The organism is Planctomycetaceae bacterium (assembly GCA_039680605.1).
Taxonomy (GTDB): domain Bacteria; phylum Planctomycetota; class Phycisphaerae; order SM23-33; family SM23-33; genus JAJFUU01.
Window position 1 is genome coordinate 110,765 of the sequence record JBDKTA010000043.1, and the last position, 23,711, is coordinate 134,475.

General features: G+C 63.8%; 21 protein-coding genes. 14 read left to right on the forward strand and 7 right to left on the reverse strand.

The features are described from left to right. The first annotated feature begins 79 nt into the window (after nucleotides 1–79). Nucleotides 80–895, forward strand: coding sequence for a hypothetical protein (locus ABFD92_12730; protein ID MEN6505402.1), 816 nt, complete (start codon nucleotides 80–82; stop codon nucleotides 893–895). A gap of 26 nt (nucleotides 896–921) precedes the next feature. Here the strand turns inward: ABFD92_12730 and ABFD92_12735 are convergent, their stop codons facing one another. After that, nucleotides 922–2,061 (reverse strand): PEP-CTERM sorting domain-containing protein, encoded by a 1,140-nt coding sequence (locus tag ABFD92_12735; protein ID MEN6505403.1) that lies wholly within the window; start codon nucleotides 2,059–2,061, stop codon nucleotides 922–924. 245 nt (nucleotides 2,062–2,306) lie between these two features. After that, entirely contained in the window at nucleotides 2,307–3,113 is an 807-nt protein-coding gene (locus ABFD92_12740; protein ID MEN6505404.1) for a CDP-alcohol phosphatidyltransferase family protein, read from the reverse strand. A 250-nt stretch (nucleotides 3,114–3,363) separates the two neighbouring features. Here ABFD92_12740 and ABFD92_12745 point away from each other — a divergent pair, with 250 nt between their 5' ends. From ABFD92_12745 to ABFD92_12790, 10 genes are all read left to right on the forward strand, one after another. After that, nucleotides 3,364–4,314, forward strand: a complete 951-nt coding sequence (locus tag ABFD92_12745; GenBank protein MEN6505405.1) for a MoxR family ATPase — start codon at nucleotides 3,364–3,366, stop codon at nucleotides 4,312–4,314. Beyond that, complete coding sequence (locus ABFD92_12750; GenBank protein ID MEN6505406.1) at nucleotides 4,311–5,561, forward strand: DUF58 domain-containing protein; 1,251 nt, start codon at nucleotides 4,311–4,313, stop codon at nucleotides 5,559–5,561. Before ABFD92_12745 ends, ABFD92_12750 begins: the two co-directional genes overlap by 4 nt. Next, entirely contained in the window at nucleotides 5,558–7,639 is a 2,082-nt protein-coding gene (locus tag ABFD92_12755) for a transglutaminase-like domain-containing protein (protein ID MEN6505407.1), read from the forward strand. The genes ABFD92_12750 and ABFD92_12755 overlap by 4 nt, the downstream gene beginning before the upstream one ends. 125 nt (nucleotides 7,640–7,764) lie before the next feature. After that, nucleotides 7,765–7,965 (forward strand): hypothetical protein, encoded by a 201-nt coding sequence (locus ABFD92_12760; protein MEN6505408.1) that lies wholly within the window; start codon nucleotides 7,765–7,767, stop codon nucleotides 7,963–7,965. A 236-nt stretch (nucleotides 7,966–8,201) separates the two neighbouring features. After that, nucleotides 8,202–8,540, forward strand: a complete 339-nt coding sequence (locus tag ABFD92_12765; protein ID MEN6505409.1) for a PilZ domain-containing protein — start codon at nucleotides 8,202–8,204, stop codon at nucleotides 8,538–8,540. A gap of 77 nt (nucleotides 8,541–8,617) precedes the next feature. Further along, nucleotides 8,618–9,160 carry a peptide chain release factor-like protein gene (locus tag ABFD92_12770; GenBank protein ID MEN6505410.1) on the forward strand — a complete coding sequence of 181 codons (543 nt, stop codon included), beginning with the start codon at nucleotides 8,618–8,620 and terminating at the stop codon, nucleotides 9,158–9,160. Nucleotides 9,161–9,330: 170 nt separating this feature from the next. Next, nucleotides 9,331–9,570 carry a 50S ribosomal protein L31 gene (gene rpmE / locus ABFD92_12775; GenBank protein MEN6505411.1) on the forward strand — a complete coding sequence of 80 codons (240 nt, stop codon included), beginning with the start codon at nucleotides 9,331–9,333 and terminating at the stop codon, nucleotides 9,568–9,570. 162 nt (nucleotides 9,571–9,732) lie between these two features. Then, nucleotides 9,733–10,836 carry a peptide chain release factor 1 gene (gene prfA, locus ABFD92_12780; GenBank protein MEN6505412.1) on the forward strand — a complete coding sequence of 368 codons (1,104 nt, stop codon included), beginning with the start codon at nucleotides 9,733–9,735 and terminating at the stop codon, nucleotides 10,834–10,836. A gap of 134 nt (nucleotides 10,837–10,970) precedes the next feature. Then, nucleotides 10,971–12,269, forward strand: coding sequence for an alpha-L-fucosidase (locus tag ABFD92_12785; GenBank protein ID MEN6505413.1), 1,299 nt, complete (start codon nucleotides 10,971–10,973; stop codon nucleotides 12,267–12,269). A gap of 155 nt (nucleotides 12,270–12,424) precedes the next feature. Then, complete coding sequence (locus ABFD92_12790) at nucleotides 12,425–13,627, forward strand: hypothetical protein (GenBank protein MEN6505414.1); 1,203 nt, start codon at nucleotides 12,425–12,427, stop codon at nucleotides 13,625–13,627. A 1-nt stretch (nucleotide 13,628) separates the two neighbouring features. Here the strand turns inward: ABFD92_12790 and ABFD92_12795 are convergent, their stop codons facing one another. From ABFD92_12795 to ABFD92_12810, 4 genes are all read right to left on the reverse strand, one after another. Beyond that, complete coding sequence (locus ABFD92_12795; GenBank protein ID MEN6505415.1) at nucleotides 13,629–14,207, reverse strand: hypothetical protein; 579 nt, start codon at nucleotides 14,205–14,207, stop codon at nucleotides 13,629–13,631. 181 nt (nucleotides 14,208–14,388) lie between these two features. Then, nucleotides 14,389–15,732, reverse strand: a complete 1,344-nt coding sequence (locus ABFD92_12800) for an aconitase/3-isopropylmalate dehydratase large subunit family protein (GenBank protein ID MEN6505416.1) — start codon at nucleotides 15,730–15,732, stop codon at nucleotides 14,389–14,391. Between the two features lie 125 nt (nucleotides 15,733–15,857). Continuing rightward, complete coding sequence (locus tag ABFD92_12805) at nucleotides 15,858–16,070, reverse strand: 2-oxoisovalerate dehydrogenase (protein ID MEN6505417.1); 213 nt, start codon at nucleotides 16,068–16,070, stop codon at nucleotides 15,858–15,860. Next, on the reverse strand, nucleotides 16,067–16,279 hold the full coding sequence (locus tag ABFD92_12810; protein ID MEN6505418.1) for a type II toxin-antitoxin system HicB family antitoxin: 213 nt from the start codon (nucleotides 16,277–16,279) through the stop codon (nucleotides 16,067–16,069). Before ABFD92_12810 ends, ABFD92_12805 begins: the two co-directional genes overlap by 4 nt. Before the next feature lie 380 nt (nucleotides 16,280–16,659). Here ABFD92_12810 and ABFD92_12815 point away from each other — a divergent pair, with 380 nt between their 5' ends. Both ABFD92_12815 and ABFD92_12820 read left to right on the forward strand, forming a co-directional pair. Beyond that, nucleotides 16,660–17,007, forward strand: coding sequence for a PilZ domain-containing protein (locus tag ABFD92_12815; protein MEN6505419.1), 348 nt, complete (start codon nucleotides 16,660–16,662; stop codon nucleotides 17,005–17,007). A 141-nt stretch (nucleotides 17,008–17,148) separates the two neighbouring features. Next, nucleotides 17,149–19,518 (forward strand): tetratricopeptide repeat protein, encoded by a 2,370-nt coding sequence (locus ABFD92_12820; protein MEN6505420.1) that lies wholly within the window; start codon nucleotides 17,149–17,151, stop codon nucleotides 19,516–19,518. A gap of 201 nt (nucleotides 19,519–19,719) precedes the next feature. Here ABFD92_12820 and ABFD92_12825 read toward each other — a convergent pair whose 3' ends face one another. Beyond that, nucleotides 19,720–20,916, reverse strand: coding sequence for a hypothetical protein (locus tag ABFD92_12825; GenBank protein ID MEN6505421.1), 1,197 nt, complete (start codon nucleotides 20,914–20,916; stop codon nucleotides 19,720–19,722). Between the two features lie 452 nt (nucleotides 20,917–21,368). On the opposite strand from ABFD92_12825, the gene ABFD92_12830 reads away from it, so the two are divergent. After that, nucleotides 21,369–23,693, forward strand: a complete 2,325-nt coding sequence (locus tag ABFD92_12830; GenBank protein ID MEN6505422.1) for a tetratricopeptide repeat protein — start codon at nucleotides 21,369–21,371, stop codon at nucleotides 23,691–23,693. Nucleotides 23,694–23,711 lie beyond the last annotated feature (18 nt).

The following is a 23,711-nucleotide window of genomic DNA, read 5'->3' on the forward strand; positions in this document are numbered from 1 at the left end:
TTGGCAGTTGTTCGGCGATCAACAACTCCAAAAGCGGCAGCTAAGGCTGCCGCACTCCATATGACCCAAAGGAATGATTATGCGATGCCTTCAACAGACCCTCTGCCGCTCGGACTTTGATATCAGCTTCTCGCCGGACCTGAGACCGGCCTGCCGGGTGCTGCTGCCCGAGCATGTTTCAGCCCAGGGACTGGAGAACGCTCCCGCGGTGGTCCATGCCGTCGGCGGCGCGTGGCGCGTCGCCGGCGATGTTATCGAAGGTTCGTTCCGGCCGACAGACGAGATCGAAATCGGCGTGACGCTTGGCGACGGCGGCGACGCGGCGCTGGTCACAATTGCATTCCGCAATCTCGGCAAGAACACGTGGCGCGACCTGCAGTCCAACGTCTGCGTAGCGATGAACCACCTGCCCGGCAGCGGCGGGCACCACTGGGCCAATGGCGACTTCATCCCCGAGAGCCTGCCGCTGGATCGGAGCGAGCACGGCCGTTATTGGTACTCCAGACTCGCCCCGCAGAACTACAAGGGCCTCTCAGCCGGCGGCTGGGTGACGCTGCATCCGGATGCGGACGACCCTCGCTGCGACAAGGTTCAGCCCTACCCGCACCTGATCGGCGAGGCCCGCGACGTCATCGCCTGCGCGGTCAAGGCCCCTGGGCAGGACCTGTTCCTGTTCCAGACCTGGGATGCCCCGTGCCGCCGCCACAGCCCCTTCTGGGGCAACGCCTGCACGCACCTGCAGCAGTGCGTCGCGCCGATGGTTGCGCCGGGCGAGACCGCCGTCCTGGCAGGGCGTATCGGACTCTTTCGCGGTGACTGGAGCGGCCTGGCGGAACACATCTCGCGAGGGCAATGGGCGTGGGAGAACGCCAAGCCCTGGTCGGGAGCCCTGTAAACCTCCGGTCTCCTCGTCATCGAACGTCAGGCCACTTGGCGGCGGCGAAGCATAATCGTGACGCCGCCCATCGCCAGCAGGACCAGCGTCGCCGGCTCGGGCACTTGCTGATGAGTGCTGCCTTCGGCGGGGATGCTGGCCTGTACGTGAACGTTCGAAGCGATCCACAGATTCCCGGCGGCGTAAATCGAGCCCTCGATCACCGTCCCGCTGCCGACATTGAACGTCTGACCGAAATTGAAGATCGTGGCGGCAACCTGGCCGTTACTGCCGATCTCGACGTCGCCGCCGGCCTTGAGCGTCACGGCGTTGGACCCGACGCGGGAGAAGTCCAGGCCGCTGACGGCGCAGAAGTCCTCTTGAATGTTGATGACGATCTCTCCAGAATCCGCCTGGGCGACGATGCGGACATTACCGCCGAGGTTCAGCGACTGAAAGTTATAGGTCCCGGCTTGCGTGAGGTAGATGGTGGAGCCGCTGCCAAAATCGAAACGTCCGTAATCGCCGCTGGCTAGCGAGGTGACCGAGTTGCTGTTGTACCACCGGTAAGCCCCTTGGGAACCCAGTGTGGAGGTGGCCAGCGCCTCGGTCGTCCAGGTATCCGGGGCGGCAGCGCCTCCGCGTCGCGCCTGGCCATCGACGACGGCCTTGCTGTTCTTGCTGTACTTGCCCCCATAGATGACGTCGCCGTAGACGTGCGACTTGCTCGCCAGCGAAACGTCCGAGGCGCTCTGCACCGAACCGTTGACCTGTGAACTGGAACTGACGGTCACGCCGCCCACGGCACGGATGCCGGCCGTGGTCACGCCAGACCCAAATGACACCTCCCCGCCGGCGTCGATAGCCCCGACGGTGCTGTTCTTGTTGATCCAGACATCGCCCGCCGAGACGATCCGCCCGCTGACGGACATGTTCTGGTCCATGCCAACTGCCCCGCCGCCGTAGACGTTTGCGGAGATCGTGCTGTCGTTGTCGATCCAGATGTCTCCGCCGGCCGCCAGCGAGCCTGAAATCACGATGCCTGATCCCGTGTTGAGTTCCCCGCCGGCGTAGACGGCCAGGGCGCTGCGATTGACGGTGATGACTTCGGCCACGCCAGCGTGCGACAAAAACAGCACAAGCCCTGCCGCCAGGGCGATCCGGGTTGTCTTGCAGGTTCCTCTCATGGTCCCTTCCGTTTCATATATCCGCGGCCGACGCACCAATGCCCGCCGCGATAGAGTCGTTACATACCGACCGTAGAATTCACACGAGGGGCAGGCGAAAGAATCAGAGAAAAAACTGACCGCAGAGGCTCAGAGGAGGATGAGTGAGAGGAAAGACGGGCAAACATGGAAGAAAACAAAACACAATCGCAAAGGATCCCCGGCCCCAACTCGTTTTTCTCCGTGCCTCTGTGGTAATCCCCGTTTTACCGGAAGATTTGGAAGTCGCCTTTGAAGAGGTCGAAGGGTTGGACGGGGGCGAAGATCAGCCAGGCGATATTGAGCCCGGTCACCAGATCGTATGGCACGCTCATGCGCGGCCAGCGCCACAGGCGCAGCCTCTGCCACCACGAGCCCTGGCGCACATCGGTCTGCGGGGTGCGCCCTGAAAGCACGGCATGCGTGTAGCTGATGCGTCGCAGCACCGTCAGCAGCGGCAAGGCGGCCTGCTGGAGCACCATCGCGGGGATATTGTACGCCAGCGTTCCGATCAGGATGGCCGCCGACCGCTCGCCGCGCTGCCAGTAGCCCACGGTGCATTTGTCGATGATGTCTTCGGCCCGAGCGCGCGAGTAGGAGATCATGAAGGCGTTGAAGAACGCTATCATCGCCAGCAGCACGAAGGTGGCGTTGGGCGTGCCCTGGCGGGCGTAGTACACGGCGATCCCGGCGAAGACCATGAAGTCGCTGTAGCGGTCGAGCGTGCTGTCCAGGAACGCGCCGAACCGCGTCGCCTTGCCGCCCGTGCGGGCCACCGCGCCATCGAGCATGTCGCACGCCGACGCCAGGTACATCATCGCTCCGGCCAGCAGCAGCCACGCGCTGGGTCCGCCCGCGCCCAGTCGCCAGGCGTAACCGTGCCCGGCGCCCAGGGCGTAGCACGCCCCGGCGGCGGCTGTCACGACCATGCCGGCGAAGGTCAGCATGTTGGGCGTGACGCCCAGGCGAACGAGAAACCGTGCGATGGCGTCGCGCTGGACGATAAAGAACCGAGCTATTCCTTTTCCGACCATGGGAGCTCTCAACTCTGGGCTTTGGGCTGTCAGTAATAGATACTCATACTCCACTGCGCCGCGGCAGGCAAGGCGTCGGACAATGATAGGATGCTCGCACGGTCATTGTGGGGAGGGGGGTGCGGGCGTAGAATAGCACCATATTATTCAGAGGGTTGGTTGCGGCGAAGGCAGACGACGCCAAGCCGCAAGCGGCGGGCCCCGAGCCTGGCAGCTATCCGAAATCCGAAATCAAGAACGGGAAGGTCGTATGACTGTCATCGATGCTCAGGCGTTTGGTGAGAATCTGCAGGCGCTGAAGGCGAATCTCGCCAGCGTCATCCTGGGCAAGAGCGAGTCGATCGACCTGCTCACTGTCGCCCTGCTGGCCGGCGGCAGCGTGCTCATCGAGGACGTGCCCGGCGTGGGCAAGACCACCCTGGCCAAGGCGCTGGCCCGCTCGATCGACGTTCAGTTCACGCGCATCCAGTTCACGCCCGACCTGTTGCCTGCCGATATCCTGGGCTCGTCCATCTACAATCCCAGCAACGGCACGTTCAATTTCCGCCGCGGTCCGATCTTCTGCAACGTGCTGCTGGCCGACGAGATCAACCGCGCCTCGCCCCGCACCCAATCAGCGCTGCTGGAGGCGATGAACGAAGGCCAGGCCACCATCGAAGGCACGCGCCACGCCCTGCCCCAGCCGTTCCTGGTCATCGCCACAGAAAACCCCATTGAGTTTCACGGCACATACCCGCTGCCCGAGGCCCAGCTCGACCGCTTCATCGTGCGCCTGGACCTGGGCTACCCCTCGCCCGAGGTCGAGATCAACATCCTGCACTCGCAGGGGCAGGACCACCCTGTCGAGAAGTTGCTTCCGGTGCTCAACGAGGAGCAGGTGGTGGCGATGCAGCGGGCAGTCTGCCAGGTGCATGTCGACGCGAGCGTTTCGGCCTACATGATCGAGATCGTCAGCGCCACGCGGGTCGACACCCGCCTGCGCCTGGGCAGCAGCCCGCGCGGATCGCTGATGCTCTTCCGCGCCTGCCAGGCTTGCGCCCTGGCGGCGGGGCGCGGATACGTGCTGCCCGACGACGTGCAGGCCCTGGCGGCGCCGGTCCTGGCGCACCGGGTGCTGCTGACGCCCAAGGCCCGCTACGACGGCGCCACCGGCGAATCGATCATCCAGGACATCCTCACCCAGGTGAAGGTTCCCACGTGAGTGCCCCCCGCTCCAACCTGCGGCGACTCCTGCTGCGGTCGTGGCGGTTCGACCTCACCAGCGGCGGGCGCACGCTCGTGGCCGCCATCCTTATCTCCGGCGTGGCCGGTTCGGTCACCGTGATGGTCCCGGTCTACTGCATCTTCATCGCCATGCTCATCCTCTATGTGGCCGCGGGGTCGGTTTCGCTGGCTTTGCGCCCGCGGCTTCGCATCGAGGGCCCCCTGCCGGACCATGCAGCCGCAGGGCACCGCCTGCAGGCGCGCCTGACGGTCGTCAACGATTCCCCGCGCCGGCGGGCGTTTGACGTGGGGCTGGGGCTGTTCAATCTGCCCAGGGCGCTCGAGCAACTTAACGTCACCGACAGTATCGCCAGCCTGGGCGCGGGGCAGACGGCCGCCTTGACGGTGGATCTGCTGGCCCGACGGCGCGGGCAGTACGACATGGGCGTGCTGACGGCGTACAGCAGCTTTCCGTTCAACCTGGTCCGCCGCATGGGCGGCACACGCGCCGCGGGACGCTTGACGGTCGTCCCGGACTTCACGCCGCTGGAGCGGCTCGAACTGCCCATGACGCAGCGCCACCAGCCCGGCGGCATCGCCTTCAGCTCGCGCGTCGGCGAGAGCCCGGAGTATTACGGCAGCCGCGACTTCCGCCCCGGCGACTCGACGCGCCACATCGATTTCCGCTCCTGGGCGCGCCTGGCCGCCCCGGCCGTCAAAGAATTCCAGGAGGAATATTACTCGCGCGTCGCCCTGGTGCTCGACACGTACATGCCCGCGTCGCTGCCGCTGTCGACGCGTCCCGCCGAGGCGCTTGAGGCGGCCGTCTCCCTGACGGCGGCGGTGGCCGAAGTGCTCAGCCGCGGGGAGTATATCGTCGATATTTTCGCCGCCGGACCGGAGCTTTACACGTTCCGAACGGGGCGGCACACGACGGCTTTCGAGAGCATTCTGGATGTGCTGGCGTGCGTGGGCCCGTGCCGCGCGAATCCGTTCGTGAAGCTCACGCCTGAGCTGGTGAACATCCTGACGAATGTTTCGGCGATGGTGTGCGTGCTGCTGGAGTGGGACGCTCCCCGCCTGGAGTTGATCCGCGCCGCGGCGCAGTCGGGCTGCAACGTAAAAGTGGCCCTCGTCAGCGACCGCCCAGTGCCGCCGGAGTTGCAAGGGGACGAACCCTGGATGACGTCGGTGCGCGTCTGCACTGCCGCCGACGTGCGGGAAGGGAGGGTGCTGAGCCTGTGACCGCCCAACGCGCCATGGCGATGCTGATGCTGACGCTGTCGGTGACGGCGCTGGCGCTGATGTCGGGCCGATGGGTAGTTCCGGCGATCTTGTGGGTGGTGTCGCTGGCGAGCCTGATCCGGCGATTCAGGGTGCCGTTGCGATGGTCGCGGCGGCTGATCCTGCGGCTGCTGCTGGCGGTGGCATTTGCGGCGGTCTCGCAGGTTCTGCAGCGGGACTTCGGCAGCTTGGCCTTGTCGGCGCTGTCGATGCTTTACATCACGCCGCTGTACTTCCTGACGCTGATGACGCTGGAGCTCTTCCTGCAGCGCGAAGGCCCGCTGCCCTCGGCGATGGTGCTCTACGCGACGATCGTCATGATCTTCGCCGGCGGGCTCTCCCTCGAACAAGGCGCCGTGTCCTATCTGGAATCCGGCAGGTTGTTCCTGGGCTTCGCGCTGGCCTTGGCGGGTATGGCCATGGCATACCTTTCCGCCGCTCGCCGTAGTGTGGGTCTGCCTGCCGGACGCGCCGGCGTGCGCAATGTGGCGGCCGGCGTCACGCTGGTGGTGGCGTTGGCAGCGGCCGCGGGGGCCTCGGAGCTGGTGAGCCACTACAAGAAGGAAATTTATGAAAAGCTGACCCTGTGGGCGGCGCTGGTGCGTGGAGGCCGCCAGGTGGGCTTTGACGAGCAGAGTCGCCTGCGGTCGATGACGAACATCCGCACGTACAACGGCCAGGAGGTCGCCCTGCGCGTGCAGTCGCCGGGGGCGCCGGGCTATCTGCGTGGTCGAGCGTACGTGCTGTTCAACAAGGACCGATGGAGCAACCCCGACGACTGGCGCACGCTCCTGCCCTGGCCCAACGTCGCCGGCGTGGAACGCCCCAGTGAGAACTGGAACCTCTTCATGATTCGCCGCGACCCGCAGGGACCGTGGAGCACGATGACGGTGCATCCTGCCGCCCTGCGAACGGCGGCGGTCTTCATGCCGCTGGGGACGCAGGTGGCCGTCGTGCCGACGCAGAAGCTGCGCGAGGACCCCGGCCAGTCGCTCAGTGCCTCGGATATTCTGGAAGGTTCGCCGTACGTGCTCTACCGCCCCCAGAGCGATCCGCCGCATCGCTCGCTCTCGCCGCAGGAGCGGAAGGACTGCCTGGCGTTGCCCGACGACATGGACGTGCGCGTCCGAATCGAAAGCCGCCTGGTCCTCAAGGACTGCCGCACTACGACCGAGGCCCTGCGGACGATCGAACGGTATTTCGAGACCAACTTCCAGTACCACCTGGGCGTGAGCATCCCCGACAAGGAAGATCCGTTGGGCTACTTCCTCTCGGAGAAACCGCCCGCGCACTGCGAGATGTTTGCCTCGGCCGCGGCGATCATGCTCCGCTGCCACGGTATTCCGACGCGCTACGTGACGGGCTTTGTCGCCAGCGAACGCAACCCCTACAGCGACTACTGGGTCGCCCGCAACGCCGACGCCCACGCCTGGGTCGAGGCCTGGGACGCTCAGCGCGGCTGGGTTCTGGTCGAGCCCACGCCGCCGGCGGGCGTTCCGGGGTTGCGGCAGGAGCACGGGGCGTTGGCCTACTTCTGGGATATCCTGGGATTCCACGTCTCGCGGCTGCTGGCGATGGTGCAACTGGAAGGGCTCCGCGGATTGCTGGTCTGGGTGGTCGACATGCTCATGCGCCTGCTGTCGAGCCTGCTGACCAGGCAGGGGCTCACGTCCGTCGGGGGGCTGGTTATCTTGATCGCCATCTGGAGGGCCCTGGTGCGCCACCGCTCGCGGCAGAACACCGGGTGGCGACGCGCCCGCACGGAACTCGACGCGGTGCTGGCCGCTGCCGATCGCCGCGTCAAGCGGTTGGGGCTGCGCCGGCGGCATGATGAAACTCTCGCGCGATTCGTCAAGCGGCTGCAACGCACAGCCGCGCATATACCTCCCGGGAAGACCCGCCAGGCGGCGCTGGCGCGCTGGGCCGTCGGCTGGTACAACCTCTATCAAAAAGCCCGCTACAGCGGCACGCCCTCCCGTGATGAAATTCAGATCCTCCGCTCGCAGATTCCCCGACGGTTCTCCACCGCCAGGACTTGAACGGTCAGCCCATCGGCCGACGCCGCCCGGGAGCACATTTTCCGATTCAGACCCGCGCCCACTGCATAAAATTACAGTGATCCGGGTGCGGGCCGGTTCCGCTGCCGCAGCGGATGGAGGCGACAATGCAGTTGGTGGTCAAGACAATCCGGCTGCAGGACGGGGAGTATCAGGCCATTTGTCCCTGCCTGCCCTACTGCGTCAGCCGCGGTCGCACGCACGATGAGGTGATCAGCAAGCACCGCGAAACGGTTCGCGGATACATGGCCGCGCTGACCAACTTCGTGCCCGACCGGTTGGAGTTCAGCGTAGTGGACGAACCGTGACGCCTCGCGCCGCGCATTCCCACAAACCAACTGTCCACTGTGGAATCCCTCATCTTCCTGACAACGCCGCTCTGGCGGCGCAACATAATGAATCGAAGCCAGTTATGTAGCCCCTCACCCTTACGCGTCTTTGGCCCTTGGCAGAAATACCGCCGGCGGGAATAATCAAGCGGCACATGCGTTGAACTCTTGGAATCGCAATCCTTTTTTCGCCGGTTTTCAATGGGAGAAAAACCATGGCAGAAATGACCCCCGAACGACGCGGCATCCGTCGCGACAAGGTGCGCTGTCCTGTCCGGCTCAGAGACCCGGAGCGGCCTGGGACGGTGGAGTCGATCTGCCGCGATCTTTCCAGCGCCGGAGCTCTTCTGGAGGTGCCCGCCCGGTTGTTGCCCCACGTGGCCGCCAGGCTCAGCGTGACGGTCTACGTCCCCCGCGCCGCTCTGACGGCGTTGCCGCATTTCTCCGGCGACTACACCACCGCCGCCCGAGTCCTGCGATGGCAAGGCGACGTTGAGCAGGATATCGCCTTGGTCGCCGTGGCCTTCGATCGCCCCCTCTGGCCAACCACATAAAACCTCGCAGGCTCGCGGTACGGTTTTCATTTCGAAATCGGAAATCGGGAAATTGGAAATTGCCCTACAATGGGTCCGTGACTCGCGACGAATACCTCTTGCTCGATGACGATGCGCTGATCGCCCAGTGCGACTTCCACGCCTACCGCGCTTCGGGCCCCGGCGGGCAACGGCGCAACAAGGTCTCCACAGCCGTGCGACTGACACACCGCCCGACCGGCATCGAGGCCCACGCCGAAGAGGCCCGCTACCAGGCCGATAACCGCCGCCACGCCGTTGCCCGCCTGCGGATGCACATCGCCTGCAGCCTGCGACAACCCATCGAACCCGGCGACGTGAGCGTTCCGGCGACGGTGAAGGAATGCCTCTTCGTCGCCCGCGGCGGGCAGGCGGCCGGCACCGCCCGCCTCGACGTCGGGCGACGCGACAAACGCTTCTGGCTCGTCGCCGCCTTCCTGCTGGACCTGCTCGAGGCCGCCGACGCCCGAGCGTCCGACGCTGCCGCCCGCATCGATATCTCCACCGCCAACTTCACCCGGCTGCTGTGCGAAGACAAGTCGCTGCTCTCAGTCGCCAACGACATCCGCCGCAGACACAACCTCAAGCCGCTGACGCCGTAATACAGCTATCGGTTGTCAGCAGGACCTGAGGTCCCCCAGGCGATACGGCTTTCCAGGACTCTCCGGCTGGTAGGCGTAAGCTGAAAACGGAGGGGCAGAAACCGCTTGACGCCTGTCGCCTCCGTCAGTACAGTATGTGGCTTCGCACGGAACACTAATACGAGGTTGCCATGAAGGCAGATATTCATCCCAAGTACGTAGACATCAACGTCCGCTGCGCCTGCGGCGCGACGTTCAAGACCCGTTCTTGCGTCGGACGCGACGTGCAGGTAGACATCTGCTCCAAGTGCCACCCGTTCTACACCGGCAAGCAGAAGTACGTCGACACCGCCGGCCGCGTCGAGAAGTTCCAGAAGAAGTTCGGCGGCGACTACTTCAAGAAGCCCGTCGAAAAGAAAACCAAGAAGTAGCTGCGATACATTAAAAGCGCCGACGCGGACAGACTGTCCCTCGGCGCTTTTTGTATGGACGCGTTAGATTGCGGATTGGGATTTCGGATTGCGGATTAGAGAGACGCATCCGACGGGGTTCCCCAATCTGCAATCCGAAATCAGAAATCCGCAATCGGGAACATGGCCAACAACGACACCACACTGCTGCAGAAGCTCGCCGACCTCGACCAGTTGTATTCCGGTCTGGAGGCACAGATGAACGACCCGACGGTCGCCTCGTCGGGTGCGCGCATCGTCGAGCTGTCCAAGGAATACTCGCGCCTGGGGCGGCTGGTGTTACCGTATCGCCGCTACCTCAAGCTGGCCGGCGACCGCGACCAGGCCCGGGCTATCCTGGACGACCCCGCCTCCGACGCCGACATGCGCGAGCTCGCCCAAGCCGAACTGGACGAGCTTGCCGCCGGGGCCGAGGCGGCGCTGGAAGACGTCAAGGGTCTGCTCGTCATGAGCGACGACGACGAGATCAACTCGGTCATGCTCGAAATCCGGGCCGGCACCGGCGGTGACGAAGCCGCCCTCTTCGCCCGCGATCTGCTGGACATGTACCGCCGCTACGCCGAACGCCGCGGGTGGAAGTTCGAGACGCTCTCGTTCAGCCCCAGCGAGATGGGCGGGCTGCGCGAGGTCGTCGTCAACGTCAAGGGCGACGGCGTCTGGAGCCGCCTGGGCTACGAAGGCGGCGGACACCGCGTGCAGCGCGTCCCGGTCACCGAAGCCCAGGGTCGCATCCACACCTCGGCGGCCACCGTGGCCGTGCTGCCCGAGCCGGAAGAGATCGACATCAAGATCGACTGGGACAAGGACGTCAACGAGTACGTCAGCCGCGCCGGCGGTCCGGGCGGGCAGAACGTCAACAAGGTCGAATCGGCCGTCAAGCTCGAACACAAGGAGACGGGCATCACCGTCTCGATGCGCGACGAGCAGTCGCAGCACAAGAACCGCGCCAAGGCCCGGCGAATCCTCACCGCCCGCCTCTACGAGCACTTCATCAGCGCCCAGGCGGCCGAGCAGGCCTCGACGCGCAAGACCATGATCGGCTCGGGCGACCGCAGCCAGCGCGTCCGCACGTACAACTTCCCCCAGAACCGCTGCACCGACCATCGCCTCAAAGGCGAGGGGGGCGGCGCCAACTACAACCTCGACCGTATCATCGCCGGCGACCTGGACGAAATCGTCGACGCCCTCATGACCCACGACAAGGCCCAAAGGCTGGCCAACCTCTAAAAATTCCAATTTCCAATTTTCAATTTCCAATTTATAACAACCTGTTCCTTCGCGTTGTGAGGTATCGTTGTCTTCATTCAATTGGAAATTGCCAATTGGAAATTGGAAATGCATGCCAGTGAGGAGCCCCGGTAATGAAGAAGACCACTACCGCCAAGTACCCCTTTGACGCCGCCCACGAACGCCGCATCGCCTGGTGGCGCGACGCGCGGTTTGGCATGTTCATCCACTGGGGCACCTACGCCGTGCATGGGCGCGGCGAGTGGGCCATGAACGTCGAACAGATCCCGCTCAAGGAATACGAAAAGTACGCCGACGCCTTCAAGCCCAAGCCCAACGCCCCACGCGCCTGGGCCAAGCTCGCCGCCGAGGCGGGCATGAAGTACATGGTCATGACGGCCAAGCACCACGAAGGCTACTGCCTGTGGAATTCCAAGCTGACCGACTTCAACTCCGTCAAACGCGGACCGCGCCGCGACTTGGTGGCCGAGTACGTGGCGGCCGCCCGCGAGTACGGCATGAAGGTCGGCCTGTACTACTCGCTGATGGACTGGCATCATCCCGATGGCGCCCGCTGCATCGAGAACAAGGGCGCCTACAAGCGGTTCATCGACTTCACGCACGGCTGCGTGCGCGAGCTGATGAGCAACTACGGCAAGATCGACATCCTCTGGTACGACCTGAGCTGGCCGTTCATGAAGATCGAGGAATGGCAGAGCGTCAAGCTCAACGCGATGGTCCGCAAGCTCCAGCCCGAGATCCTGATCAACGACCGCTCGCTGACGCCGGAAGACTTCGACACCGGCTCGGAAGGGCACGTCAAGGGCGGTCTGCCGCAAGGGCGCGACTGGGAGGCCTGCATGACCACCACCGGCTCCTGGGGCTTTGCCGCCCGGGCCAAACCCTCGCAGTACAGCACGCCGGCGGGCATCCTGGGCACGCTGCGGGCGGTGACGGCCGGGGCTGGCAACCTGCTGCTGAACATCGGTCCCGACGCCAAGGGCAACGTGCCCGCTCCGGCGGAAAAATCGCTGCGTGACGTCGGCGCGTGGATGAAGAAGTATGGCCCGGAGGTGGTCTACGGCCACGTCGACCGCGTGCAGGGCACGGGCCTGCGCGACTCGTACACCCGCAAGGGCGACTGCCACTATATGTGGCTGTTCAACTGGACGCCCTTCGAGCGATCCATCGGGCGCATCCGCACGAAGGTCAAAGATATCACGCTGATCCCGGGCAACAAGAAGCTGCCCTTCACTCAGACGTACGACCGGCTTCTGATCAAGGGCCTGCCCGAGAAGAACCCCGACGAAACGGTGGGCGTGCCGCTGCTGAAGATCCGATTTGCCGGAAACCCGCGACAGGACTTTGCCATCGGACTCAAGACAATGGCGTTCGAGCGCAAGGCCGCCAAGGCGGCGGCGAAGAAGAAATAGAGCGGGGAGAGCGGGATTACGCGGATTTACCGGATTAAGAGGATTGAGAAGAACCGATTGGAAACAACAAGAAGTGCGATTTTCTTGCCGGCCTTCCTCTTAATCTTCTTAATCCCGCTAATCCCGCTCTCCCCGTCTTCGACCCGGAGTTCAACATGAACAAGACCGCAACGATCCTGACGTGTCTGCTCGGTGTGATCTTCTTGTCGGCGCTTGTCGTCGCAAAACCGCCGCGCGCAGCGGTGAAGTATCCTCCCGGCAAGTGGGCCTCCTCGCGGCCGAGCAGTTGCCCGTTCGAGCCTTCCAAGGACATCACCGGCCTGGAGTGGACCGGGCGCATGCAGACCTACACCGACGCCGACACGTGGTACCCGTCGTGGGCCGCCGACGGCAATCTGTATTCGCCGTGGACGGACGGCGTCGTCAACGGCGTGCGGTGCTACTCAGTGCCGGGCCCGCTCAAGACCGGCAACGCCATCATCACCGGCGAGGACCCGATGAAGCTGACCGTCACGCCGCTGGGCGTGATCAAGGCGCTGGCTGATCCATACCAGGCCCGCTACCCCTGCGGCAGCCTGGTCTACAAGGGCGTGTGGTATTACGCCACGTACGCCCTCGACAAGACGACCTACCAGTGGGACACGCTGGGGCCGATGGTTGGGTTTCGCGTCTCGAAAGATTTCGGCAAGACCTGGACCGAGACCCCGCTGACGCCCGCCAAGCCGCTCTTTGGTGAGTCGAGCAAAAACGGCGGCAAGATCAAGATGGGTACGCCGCACGTGGTGGATTTCGGCCGCGACATGCAGCACAGCCCCGACGGCAAGATGTACCTCGTCGGCCACGGCACGACGCGCAAGGACGCGCCGTGTACGTGGGTCAGCGGCGACCAGATCTACATGGCGCGCGTGACGCCCACGCCGGAGAACGTTAACGACGTGACAAAGTACGAGTTCTTCGTCGGCCACGACGCCAAGGGCCAGCCGGTCTGGGCGAAGGATTTCGCGGCGATCAAACCGCTGCTGGAGTGGAACGAGCGGCTGGGCTGCGTGACGATCACCTACAACGCCCCGCTGAAGAAGTTCATGCTCTGCACCACCAACGGCGGGATTACCGGCGAGGGTACATTCGACACGACGATCCTCGAATCCGACGCGATCACGGGTCCCTACCGCCTGATCGCCCACCTGCCGGCCTTCGGCGCCCAAGCGTACTTCCTGAACTTCCCCAGCAAGTTCATCAGCCCCGACGGGCGCACGGTTTGGCTATGGTACTCGGCCAACTGGCAGCACAAGCTGCCCGCCGACCCGCCCGGTTCGCGCTACGCTCTGTGCGTGGTGGAACTGAAGCTGCTGAAGTAGATCAGTTCTGCTTACCTTCAATGACGCACAGCAGGATGCCGGCGGCGATGGCCAAGCCCGGTTCGATGCGGCCTTTCGCTTCGGGGGCGAAATCCAGGCCGATCTTCATCACGAAGGGATTGAAGTTCTGCTTGAAGGTCATCACGTGGTCGTCGCCGATGGTGCCGCGGTATTTCTGCGGCAGGATCATCGCCGCAAAATCGACCGCGCGGCGAATCAGCGCCAGGGCGGTGCTGTCCTCGACGATCTTGCCGACCTCGTTGTCCTGAGCGTCGAGGATCTGCCACTCGTCACGCATGATGCTCTTGAGCCCGCGGCGGCGCAGGGCGCCGAGCTTGCGCCCGCTGGCCGACTCGACCACGTCATAGGCGCTGGAGAAGTCGATGATCTTCCGCGCCTTGATCTGCATCAGCTCGTCGGCCCGCTGCTCGTCGCGGTAGACGCGGATGTCTTCCTTGAGCTTAAAGGCCTTCACATGCACGAAAGCCGCCAGAACGCCCTGTTCGTCGGTCACGTGTACCTTGGCGCCGGCGAACGTCAGCACCTTCCTGCGAAGCTGATACCCGCTGTACTCGAACATGCGATATCTCCTTTTGTACCGGGTGCCATGGCGGGCGTTTCTCAGCCGCCATGTCCCTGACTGTCGGTCAAAAACGAAAACCTGCCACAGAGATCACAAAGACCACAAAGAAACAAGAGGCATAGAGTCTCGTCTTCTTCGCCTTATCTTCGTGTTCTTAGTGCCCTTTGTGGCAAAGTTTTTACACGTCGCGCGGGTCGGCGATGTGTCCGGCGACCGCGCTGGCGGCGGCGGTCAACGGGCTGGCGAGATACACGCCCGCTTCCTTATGGCCCATGCGGCCGGGGAAATTGCGGTTGGTCGTCGCCACCACGGTGATCGGCTCGTTGGCCCGCCCGAAGGTGTCGCTGGGCCCGCCCAGGCACGCGGCGCAGCCGGCCTGTCCGATGTTACACCCGGCGGCTGCGAAGATCTCTCGCAGCGTCTTGTTGCCCACTTTGCAGCGGTCGAGGTCCTGGTCGGTCTCGATGGTCGCCGGCACGATGAACGTGGGCACCTTGACCTTGCGTCCGGCCAGCACGCCGGCGGCGGCCATGAAGTCGGCGATCTTGCCGCCGGTGCATGAGCCGATGTACGAGCGGTCGATCTTGACGGACGAGACCTCTCGCGCCAGCGCTCGCTTGTCGGGCGAGTGCGGACACGCCACGGTGGGCTCGAGTTTGTCGGCGTCGAGTTCCATCACCGAGGCGTACTTGGCGCCGGAGTCGCTTATGACAGCCTGGAAGGGCTTGTCGGTGCGACCCTTGACGAAGGCGGTGGTCTTCTTGTCGGCGGCGATGATCCCGTTCTTGCCGCCGGCCTCGATGGCCATGTTGCAGATCGTGCAGCGTTCGTCGATGTCCAGGGCCTCGATGGCCGAGCCGGCGAACTCCATCGCGCAGTAGTTGGCGCCGTCAACGCCGATGCGCCCGATGATGTCGAGGATCAGGTCCTTGGCCATGCAGTATGCCGGCAGCGTGCCATGCACGACGAACTTCATGCTCGCGGGCACCTTGAGCCAGAGCTTGCCCGTGCCCATCACGAATCCGGCCTCGGTGTTGCCGATGCCCGTGGCGAACTCGCCGAAGGCCCCGTGCGTGCAGGTGTGGCTGTCGGTGCCCAGCAGCAGCTCGCCGGGGCGCGTGTGGCCCATCTGCGGCAGGGCGACGTGACAGACGCCGCGGTAGGGCGTGTTGGCGGCGTCCTTGTACGGGGCGGGGCAGCCGGTCAGGCCGCTCTTGACGAAGTCGGCGTCGTAGAAATGCTTGAGGCCCTGGCTGTGCGCGAAGGCCCGCAGGATCTCGACGTTGCGATGCGCCTTGGGGTCGGCGGTGAAGATATAGTGGTCGGGAATGATGACGACCTTCTCGGCGTCCCAGACGCGGGCGGTCTTGCCGAACTCGGTCTGGAAGATGCCGATGGTCCCTGGCCCGCAGACGTCGTGCGTCATCAGCACGTCGACATCGCACCAGATGTTTTCACCAGGAGTAACGCTGCTGCGACCCGCGTGGCGGGCCAGGATCTTTTCTGTAATGGTCATGGACATAATCGATTTCCAATTTCCAACCTGCCTTCCGGCAGGCAGGTTGGCAATTTCCAATTGAACAGCCCCTATGCTAAGGTCTGGAGGCTGGGATATCAACGCGCAGAGACTGCCTTTCCGGCCATTGCTCATTGCCCCAGCGGGATGACTTCTTCTTTGACGAAGTGCAGCCATGCGAAAGCGGGACGTGCGGCAGGGTCTTCAAAATGACAGTTGATCGCGTCGCGAACTTCATCCCGTAGATGAACAAGAGTATCCGCTTCTGCAAAAATGGAATAGTCTGCCGCACGCGCGTGGAGGCCCTGCTCATCCTCCTGCACGATGAAAAGCAACTCCGTCATGCGTACAGCAGACGCCGCCCTTTAGGAGCGGGAACGGGATCATTGAACTCGCGGGCAGTCTCGATCCACAATTCCATCGCTGCTCGCATGTTCTTGAGAGCATCTTCGTGGCTATCGCCATGCGCCATGCATCCAGGCAATTCCGGAGCTTCCGCGATAAACGCGTTATCTTCCTGGCTCCAGTAGATGATGATTTCGTATTTATCCATCCGATCCCTCACCCGCGAGCCGATGCTCCGTTATCACTCTGCGAACCTGCCTTACCTGACAGGGTTTGGCTTTGCCTGACTCACTCTGAAGGTTAATCATAACAGGAACACCCGCCTTTCGGAAGACATGATGGCTTCCTCGTGTTCGTTCCTCAAATCCGAGCCGCTTCAGCAGAGCGCATAGATCGAGGAAAGCGATGTTCGCGTCCGAACCGCCTCGCAACACACACGCGAGAGGATCTTCTCGTGCTTGTCCATGTGGATCATTCTAACCATTTATAAAACCAGTGGCAAAAAACTCGGTCGCGTTATTGAAGGAGCGATCAGCCCTTGCCGACGAAGTTAATGAAGCGAAGCTGGAACGATCCGGGAGCATCATTATGGTTATCGCCAACAGCACAGGCAGTGAACGTCGTCGGCACGGCCGCGTGAAAATGGAAGACTGCTTCCAGGCGGTCCGTCTGGACCCCGACGGCGTCAACACGATGGACACCCTCTCGGGCATCGACATCTCACGCAGCGGCGTGGGGGCGTTTTCCAGCCGCTCGTACTATCCCGGTCAGCGGCTGGTGATATGCCTGCCCGTCGCCGGCAACCACGGGCATCGCAATCTCTACGCCACTATCGTCCGCAGCCGCGGCGTTCAGGGCGGATACGCCATCGGTCTGAAGTTCGATTCCGCCTCGGCCGACCAGTGGGTGGGCGTCAGCACGCTGGCGGCGGCCTAAAAGCATTTCCAATTTCCAATTTGGAATTTCCAATTTACTCTTTGTCGGATGGCATGGCGATACGCGCTGGTGTTTCCGGCGGGTCGCCATGGCGCTGCTGACAGTGATGAACTCTGCCTTCTTTGCTCTATAATGCTCCCTGTGAAGAAGAATCTCACTTGGCCGCGGCGGCGATACCTCCTCCTGGCGGGGGTTGTCTGTGCAGGCCTGGCCGTCGTGGGTATCGAACGGTGGACGCGCCCGCCGACGCCGGAGCAGATCCTGGCCCGGTGGTGCGGTGCGGCTGACCGCTCCATCGCCATCGCATATCCGCTCGACGGAACGGTCTTTCCGCCCGAACTGCCGGCGCCGACCTTTCGATGGACCGATTCCTCCGGCGCCGACACGTGGGTCGTGACAGCCGGCGCGGAAGGCAGTCGCGCTGTCAGCAACCTGCTGTCGCAACCGCGATGGACGCCCGACGAGCTGCAATGGCAGCGCCTCAAGAGCAGCACCGCTCAGGCGCACGGGGGGGCGCTGGTGCTGGGCCTGCGCCGCGCCGACCTGTCCCGCGTGGTATCGTTCGGGAATTTTGGTTTTCAGACCAGCACCGACCCGGTCGCCGCGCCGATCTTCTACCGGGAGGTGAACCTGCCCTTCGTCGAGGCGGTCAAGGACCCGCGGCAGATCCGCTGGCGATTCGGGCCCGTCTCGTCGACCCAGCCGCCGGTGGTGCTGGAGAACCTGCCCGTCTGCGGCAACTGCCATTCGTTCTCGGCCGACGGGAAAGTCCTGGGGATGGACATCGACTACGCCAACGACAAGGGCTCGTACGCGCTGGCGCCGGTCAAGAGCGAGACCGTCCTGGACAGCCAGTCGGTCATCACCTGGGCCGACTATCGCCGCGAGGATAAGGACCTGACGTTCGGTCTGCTCTCGCAGGTCTCGCCCGACGGGCGGTATGTTGTCAGCACGGTCAAAGACCGCTCGGTGTTCGTGCCCATGCCCGACCTGGCGTACTCGCAGTTGTTCTTTCCGGTCAAGGGCATCCTGGTGGTCTACGACCGCCAGAGCAAAACCTTCCGCCCGCTGCCCGGCGCCGACGACCCCGCGTATGTGCAGAGCAATCCTGCCTGGAGCCCCGACGGCAAGGAGATTGTCTTCGCCCGCAGCCGCGCGTACGAGCTCCATGGCGTCGGCAGCGAGGCCCTGCTGCGACCCGACCAGTGCGCCGAATTCGTCCAGGGGCGCCGGCAATTCCAGTTCGACCTGTACCGCGTGCCGTTCAACGGCGGGGCCGGTGGGGCGGCGGTCCCTGTCGAGGGCGCTGCCGGCAACGGCGTGAGCAATTACTTCGCCCGCTTCTCGCCCGACGGCAAGTGGATCGTCTTCTGCCGCGCCAAAAGCTTCATGCTCCTCCAGCCCGACAGCGAGTTGTACATCATGCCTGCCGCCGGCGGGCCGGCGCGGCGCATGCTATGCAACGTCCGCGGCATGAACTCCTGGCACAGTTGGTCGCCCAACAGCCGCTGGCTGGTCTTCGCCTCCAAGGCCAACGGGCCCTACACGCAGTTGTGGCTGGCGCACGTGGATGCCTCGGGCAAAAGCAGCTCGCCGGTGCTGCTGGAGGGCTTCACAGCGCCGGACCGCGCGGGCAACATTCCGGAGTTTGTCTCGGCCGAGCCACAGGCCATCGCCACCATCAGCGCACGCTTCGTCAACGACGAGTCGTTCTTCCGCGCCGGTGACGCGTTCCTGCTCGGCGGCGATGTGGCCGCCGCGTGCGCAATGTACGAGAAGGCCCTGGCTGCCAATCCCGCCAACGCGCGGGCTCATCATAATCTTGGCGCCGTGCTGGGACGCCTGGGCGGACGTGACGACCAGGCGGCGGCGCATCTGCGACGCGCCATCGAAATCGATCCGGCGCTGGCGGAGGCACACACGAACCTCGGCGCCATTTACGCCAAGCACAACCGCCTCAGCGAGGCCATGACGGAGTTTGAAAAGGCCCTGGCGATCAACCCGCGGGATTTGCGAGCGCGGCTGATGGCCGCCAAGTGCCTCGTCCGGATGGACCGAACCGACTCTGCCGTCGAGCACTGGCAGCATGCGATCCGGATCGATCCTGCCCTGACCGAGCCGCGCCTGTCATTGGCGACCGTCTTCACCCGAAAGCGGCAGTACGCCCAGGCTCTGGAGCAACTCGAGGCCGCCGCGCGACTGGGCGGCGACGGGTTCACGGCCGCCAGCGCTCTGGCGTGGCTGCTGGCGACGTGCCCCGATGCGGCGATCCGCAACGGCCCTCGATCCGTTGAACTGGCGCAGATCGCCTGCCGTGCGCCGGGCGCGCCGCAGCCGCTGGTGCTGGACACCCTGGCCGCAGCGTACGCCGAGGCCGGCCGATTCTCCGAGGCCGTCGCCACCGTCGAGAGGATGCTCGCCCTGGCGGGGCGGGGCAACGCGGCCGTTTCCGCCGAGTTGAACAAGCGACTGGAGAAGTATCGTGCCGGTCAGGCATGGCGGCAGGAGTAACTCGCGCCGCGGTGTAATGCCTTAGTCATGGGGGAAAAGTCGCGGCGGAGGCACCAAGTATTTATCAAAGCCGTCGTGTGGCTTTGATGAATACTTGCGCTGGGCAAGGGTACATGGCCCCAAATGAAGAAGCAATTCACACAACGAATTACTTCTTCATTTAGTGCCTCCGCCGCGACTTTTCCCCCGCCCGTAAACCGGCTATGCCGGCAGATAGTTCTGGAAACCGATCCGCGCCTGCGAGTCGTCGGCGTAGGTGATCGGCTTGGGGTCCAGCCAGTCCACCACCGTGCGGCGGATCGACATCGCGAAGAAGTGATTGCCGGCAGGGCTGTAGTGGCCGATGAAGTATCGCCGCAGATACGCATCCACGTCCGGGCGGAAGCTCTTGAAGTCTTGCTGGTGTACGAGGTTCATGTCGAAGCACGGCCAACCGCGCCGGGCGATGTAGTCGGCGACGCGCTGGTCGTGGCGCGGGGTTCCTTCCAGCAGTTGACGCGTGGCGGAAGGGCACAGAAGGATCAGCAGCAGCTTTTTGTCGCGGGCGGCCGCGAAGGCGACGGCCTTTTCGAGGATGTACTCGGTGGCGGCGAATCCGTAGGCCATGCGGATGACGTCGGCCTGTATCCGCTGCGTGGGCAGATCGTCGGCGGCGACGGGCGGGCAGTGGAGGATCTCCGCCAAGCGGTTGATCGCGGTCAAGTCGAGGTCGTCGATCTGGTTGTAGCAGAACAGGCTCAGGCGCAGCATCAGGTCGTCGGCCAGGGCGTCGATCATCCAGCCAGCGTCAGTCATCTTGTACAGCGACTGAGGCGTGGGCAGGAGGTTTTCCTTTTCGACGAAGCGTCCCGACGCCAGATCCATCTCGACGTTTGCCCAGAAGTTGCCGTGGAACATCGCCCCGCCGACGTGGTTCCACCAGCGGCTGGTCAGCACGTGGCGGCAGCGAAGGCATGAGCGGATGTGGTCGTCGCCCCAGACGTAGAGCATGACGTATCGCCCGCCCTCGGGCCCGCTGTCGGTGCGGATCATCCGCCGGTACGACTGGTACACGCCAAAGCCGCCCATGCCGAAGTTGCCGATCGGCTCGCCCAGGTGCGCGGCCAGGTATTCCTGCCACGTCTCCTCGTCGCTGACCTGGTGGCACTGGGTGAAGCTGTTGCCGTAGGTGTTGATGCGGCGTGGCCGGTCGGCGTAGATCGCCGCGCGGCGGGCGCCGTCGGGTTGGCTGGTCGAGATGGTGCTCGATCCGTCGAGCCCGTCGCGCGGCATGTAGTTGCCCAGCACGTACCCCACTTCCGGATCGAACTGCGCCCATGAGGGCTCGTCCGAGAGGAAGCGGTCGATATCGACCCGGGCCAGAACGCTTTCGGTGATGTATTGGGCGTAAGTGGTCATGCCGGGAGTTTAACCGGAAGAATCCCGGTCATTGTACTTTCTTGTACTTTGTTGTACTTTTCACAGCGATATTCAAAACGCACAAATCCACCGGTACCCGCAAGTACTTATAATAAAACGACTTACGTATTTACGCCCCTTCCCGCTCCTCCCGGTGCAGTAGCTGCAAAAAGGGCGTCGGATTCACGCCAGGAGCATCGACGTTCTGTCTGTATCTACCATTGTTCTCGATCCTAAATGAATTTGCCGAAGGGCTCGCCCGTGGTGGCACAGCCTTTCCCAAGCTGCGACCGGCTGTGAGGTGTTCTGCGAAGAGCCCGCAGGCTGAAAACCTCCCACCCTCTACGCGCGGGCCAGACGCCTGCGACACGATATGGGGAAGGGGAACGGGGTGGCGGCAGACCGCTCCAGCATGGTATCCTGCGGTCATGGACGAGGCCACGCTGCCATCAATGTCTTCCCAAGGCAAGATACCGCTGTCCGGCAGGGCAGGCGCCGCACTGGCCGGCGGATTCATCGTTCTTGCGGCCGTGGCGGTTTACTACAGCAGCATTGACGCTCCCTTCGTGTTTGACGGCCCCGACTCCATTGTGGCCAATCCCAGCATCCGGTGTCTGTGGCCTCTGTGGGCGCCCCTGTCGCCTCCCTCCGGAGGCCATACTGTCAGCGGGCGCCCGATCCTGAATTTGACGCTGGCTCTTAACTACGCCCTTGGCGGCGCCGACGTCAGGGGCTACCACGTCGCCAACGTGGCGATCCACATCTTGAGCGGACTTTTCCTGCTGGGGATACTGAGGCGGACGCTTGCTTTGCCGGCGATAGCCGCACAGTTCGGCCGCGGGGCCATGTTTGTGGCCGCAGCCGCGGCGACAATCTGGACTATCCATCCGCTGCACACGCAATCGGTGACGTACGTGATCCAGCGAGCTGAATCGCTGGCCGGACTCTTCTACCTGGCCACGCTCTATTGCGCCATTCGCGGCTTTGCGTCATCGCCGGGAATCCTCTGGTATGCGCTGTCGACGATCAACTGCCTTCTTGGCATGGCCACCAAGGAGGTCGTGGCCACGGCACCGCTGATGGTGCTGCTGTATGATCGCGTCTTCTGGACCTCATCGGTCAAGGATTCGCTCCGCCGCCGATGGCCGGCGTATCTGTCGCTGGCGATGACGTGGCTTCTGCTGGCCTGGTTGGTGCTTGGCAACAGCAGCCGCGGCAGCACCGCCGGGCTTCATGCGCGGGTGACATGGTGGGAATACGCCCTCTCGCAGCCGCAGGTCATCCTGAAGTACCTGGGGCTGGCTCTCTGGCCACACCCGCTGGTTCTAGACTATGGTTGGCCCGTGGCTTCGATTGCCTGGGATACCATCGCGTGGACGCTGGCCGCCGGCGGCCTGCTGGCGGCCGCGATACTGGCACTGCGACGATTTCCAAGTGCGGGTTTCTTGGGCGTGGCGTATTTCCTGCTTCTGGCGCCCACCTCCAGCGTTCTTCCGATCGACGATCTGATGTGTGAACACCGGACTTATCTTCCGCTGGCGGCGGTCACGATTCTGGCCGTCGCAGGCGCATATTGGCTGTGGGTTCGCCCGGTCCGGGCGAACCGGCTTGTGCATCATTCCGCTGCCGTCGTGGTGGCCGTTGCCGTCGCGCTGGCGCTGGGGTTGGCAACCGCCGCCCGCAATGGCGACTACCAGTCTGAACTCTCCATCTGGCAAGACACCGTCCGCAAGCGGCCGCAGAACGCGCGGGCACATCACAACGTTGGTCAGGCGTATTTCGTGCTGGGGCAGACAAACCTGGCCATTGCCCAGTATCGCATGGCGCTGGAGTTGAAGAAGGATTTCCCGCTGGCCTATGTGAATCTCGGTAACGCGTTGATGCGGCTGGATCTCAAGGACCAAGCCCTTCAGTGCTACCAGCAGGCCCTGCAGATCCAGGCTGACTTTGCGGAAGGGCACTATGTCCTGGGCAACTTCAGGATGAATGAAGGCAATCTGATGGAGGCAATGGATCATTATCGAAAAGCGATTGTCGCGCAGCCGGAACACTGCGAGGCGCACAATAATCTGGGGCTGGTACTGGCCAAGCTTGGCGACACTGACCAGGCCCTTGGCCACTACCGCGTTGCCCTCAGAATTAATCCGAACTACCGCCAAGCCCATTTCAACATGGCCAATCTTCTGGTAGCCGGCGGCCACGCGTCAGAAGCCATCGAGCACTATCGGCGAGCCATCAGTCTTGATTTCACGTACGCCGAAGCGCATTACAATCTGGCCAACATCCTGGCGGGACGGGGCGAATTGTCCCAGGCGATGAACCATTATCAGCAAGCCATCTCGCACAAGCCCGACATGGCCGACGCGCACCACAACCTGGGTTCGGTCCTGAGGCTGCTGGGCAGGCCCGCCGAAGCGGTGGAGCAGTACGAGCGGGCTTTGGCCATCGACGCCAACCACATCGGGGCCATGAGAAACCTGGCATGGCTGCTGGCAACGACATTGCCCGCCTCTTCAGAAAACCTCGCCCGCAGTCTGACGCTGGCCCAACGGGCGGTCCTCCCGGCGCCGAACGCGATCGAGTCTCTTGACGTTCTGGCGGCAGCCCATGCCGCCAATGGGCAGTTCTCTCAGGCTGTCGCGGTCGCTGAGCGAGCGGTTGTTCTGGCCAGGGCCGCCGGTCACCTTCAACGGGCAGCCGTGCTGGAATCGCGGCTGGGACTGTACCGGCAAGGCAAGGCCTATCGCGAACAAGCCGCCTCGCAAGGTGGCCAATGAAACGGGCGGCCTTTTTGA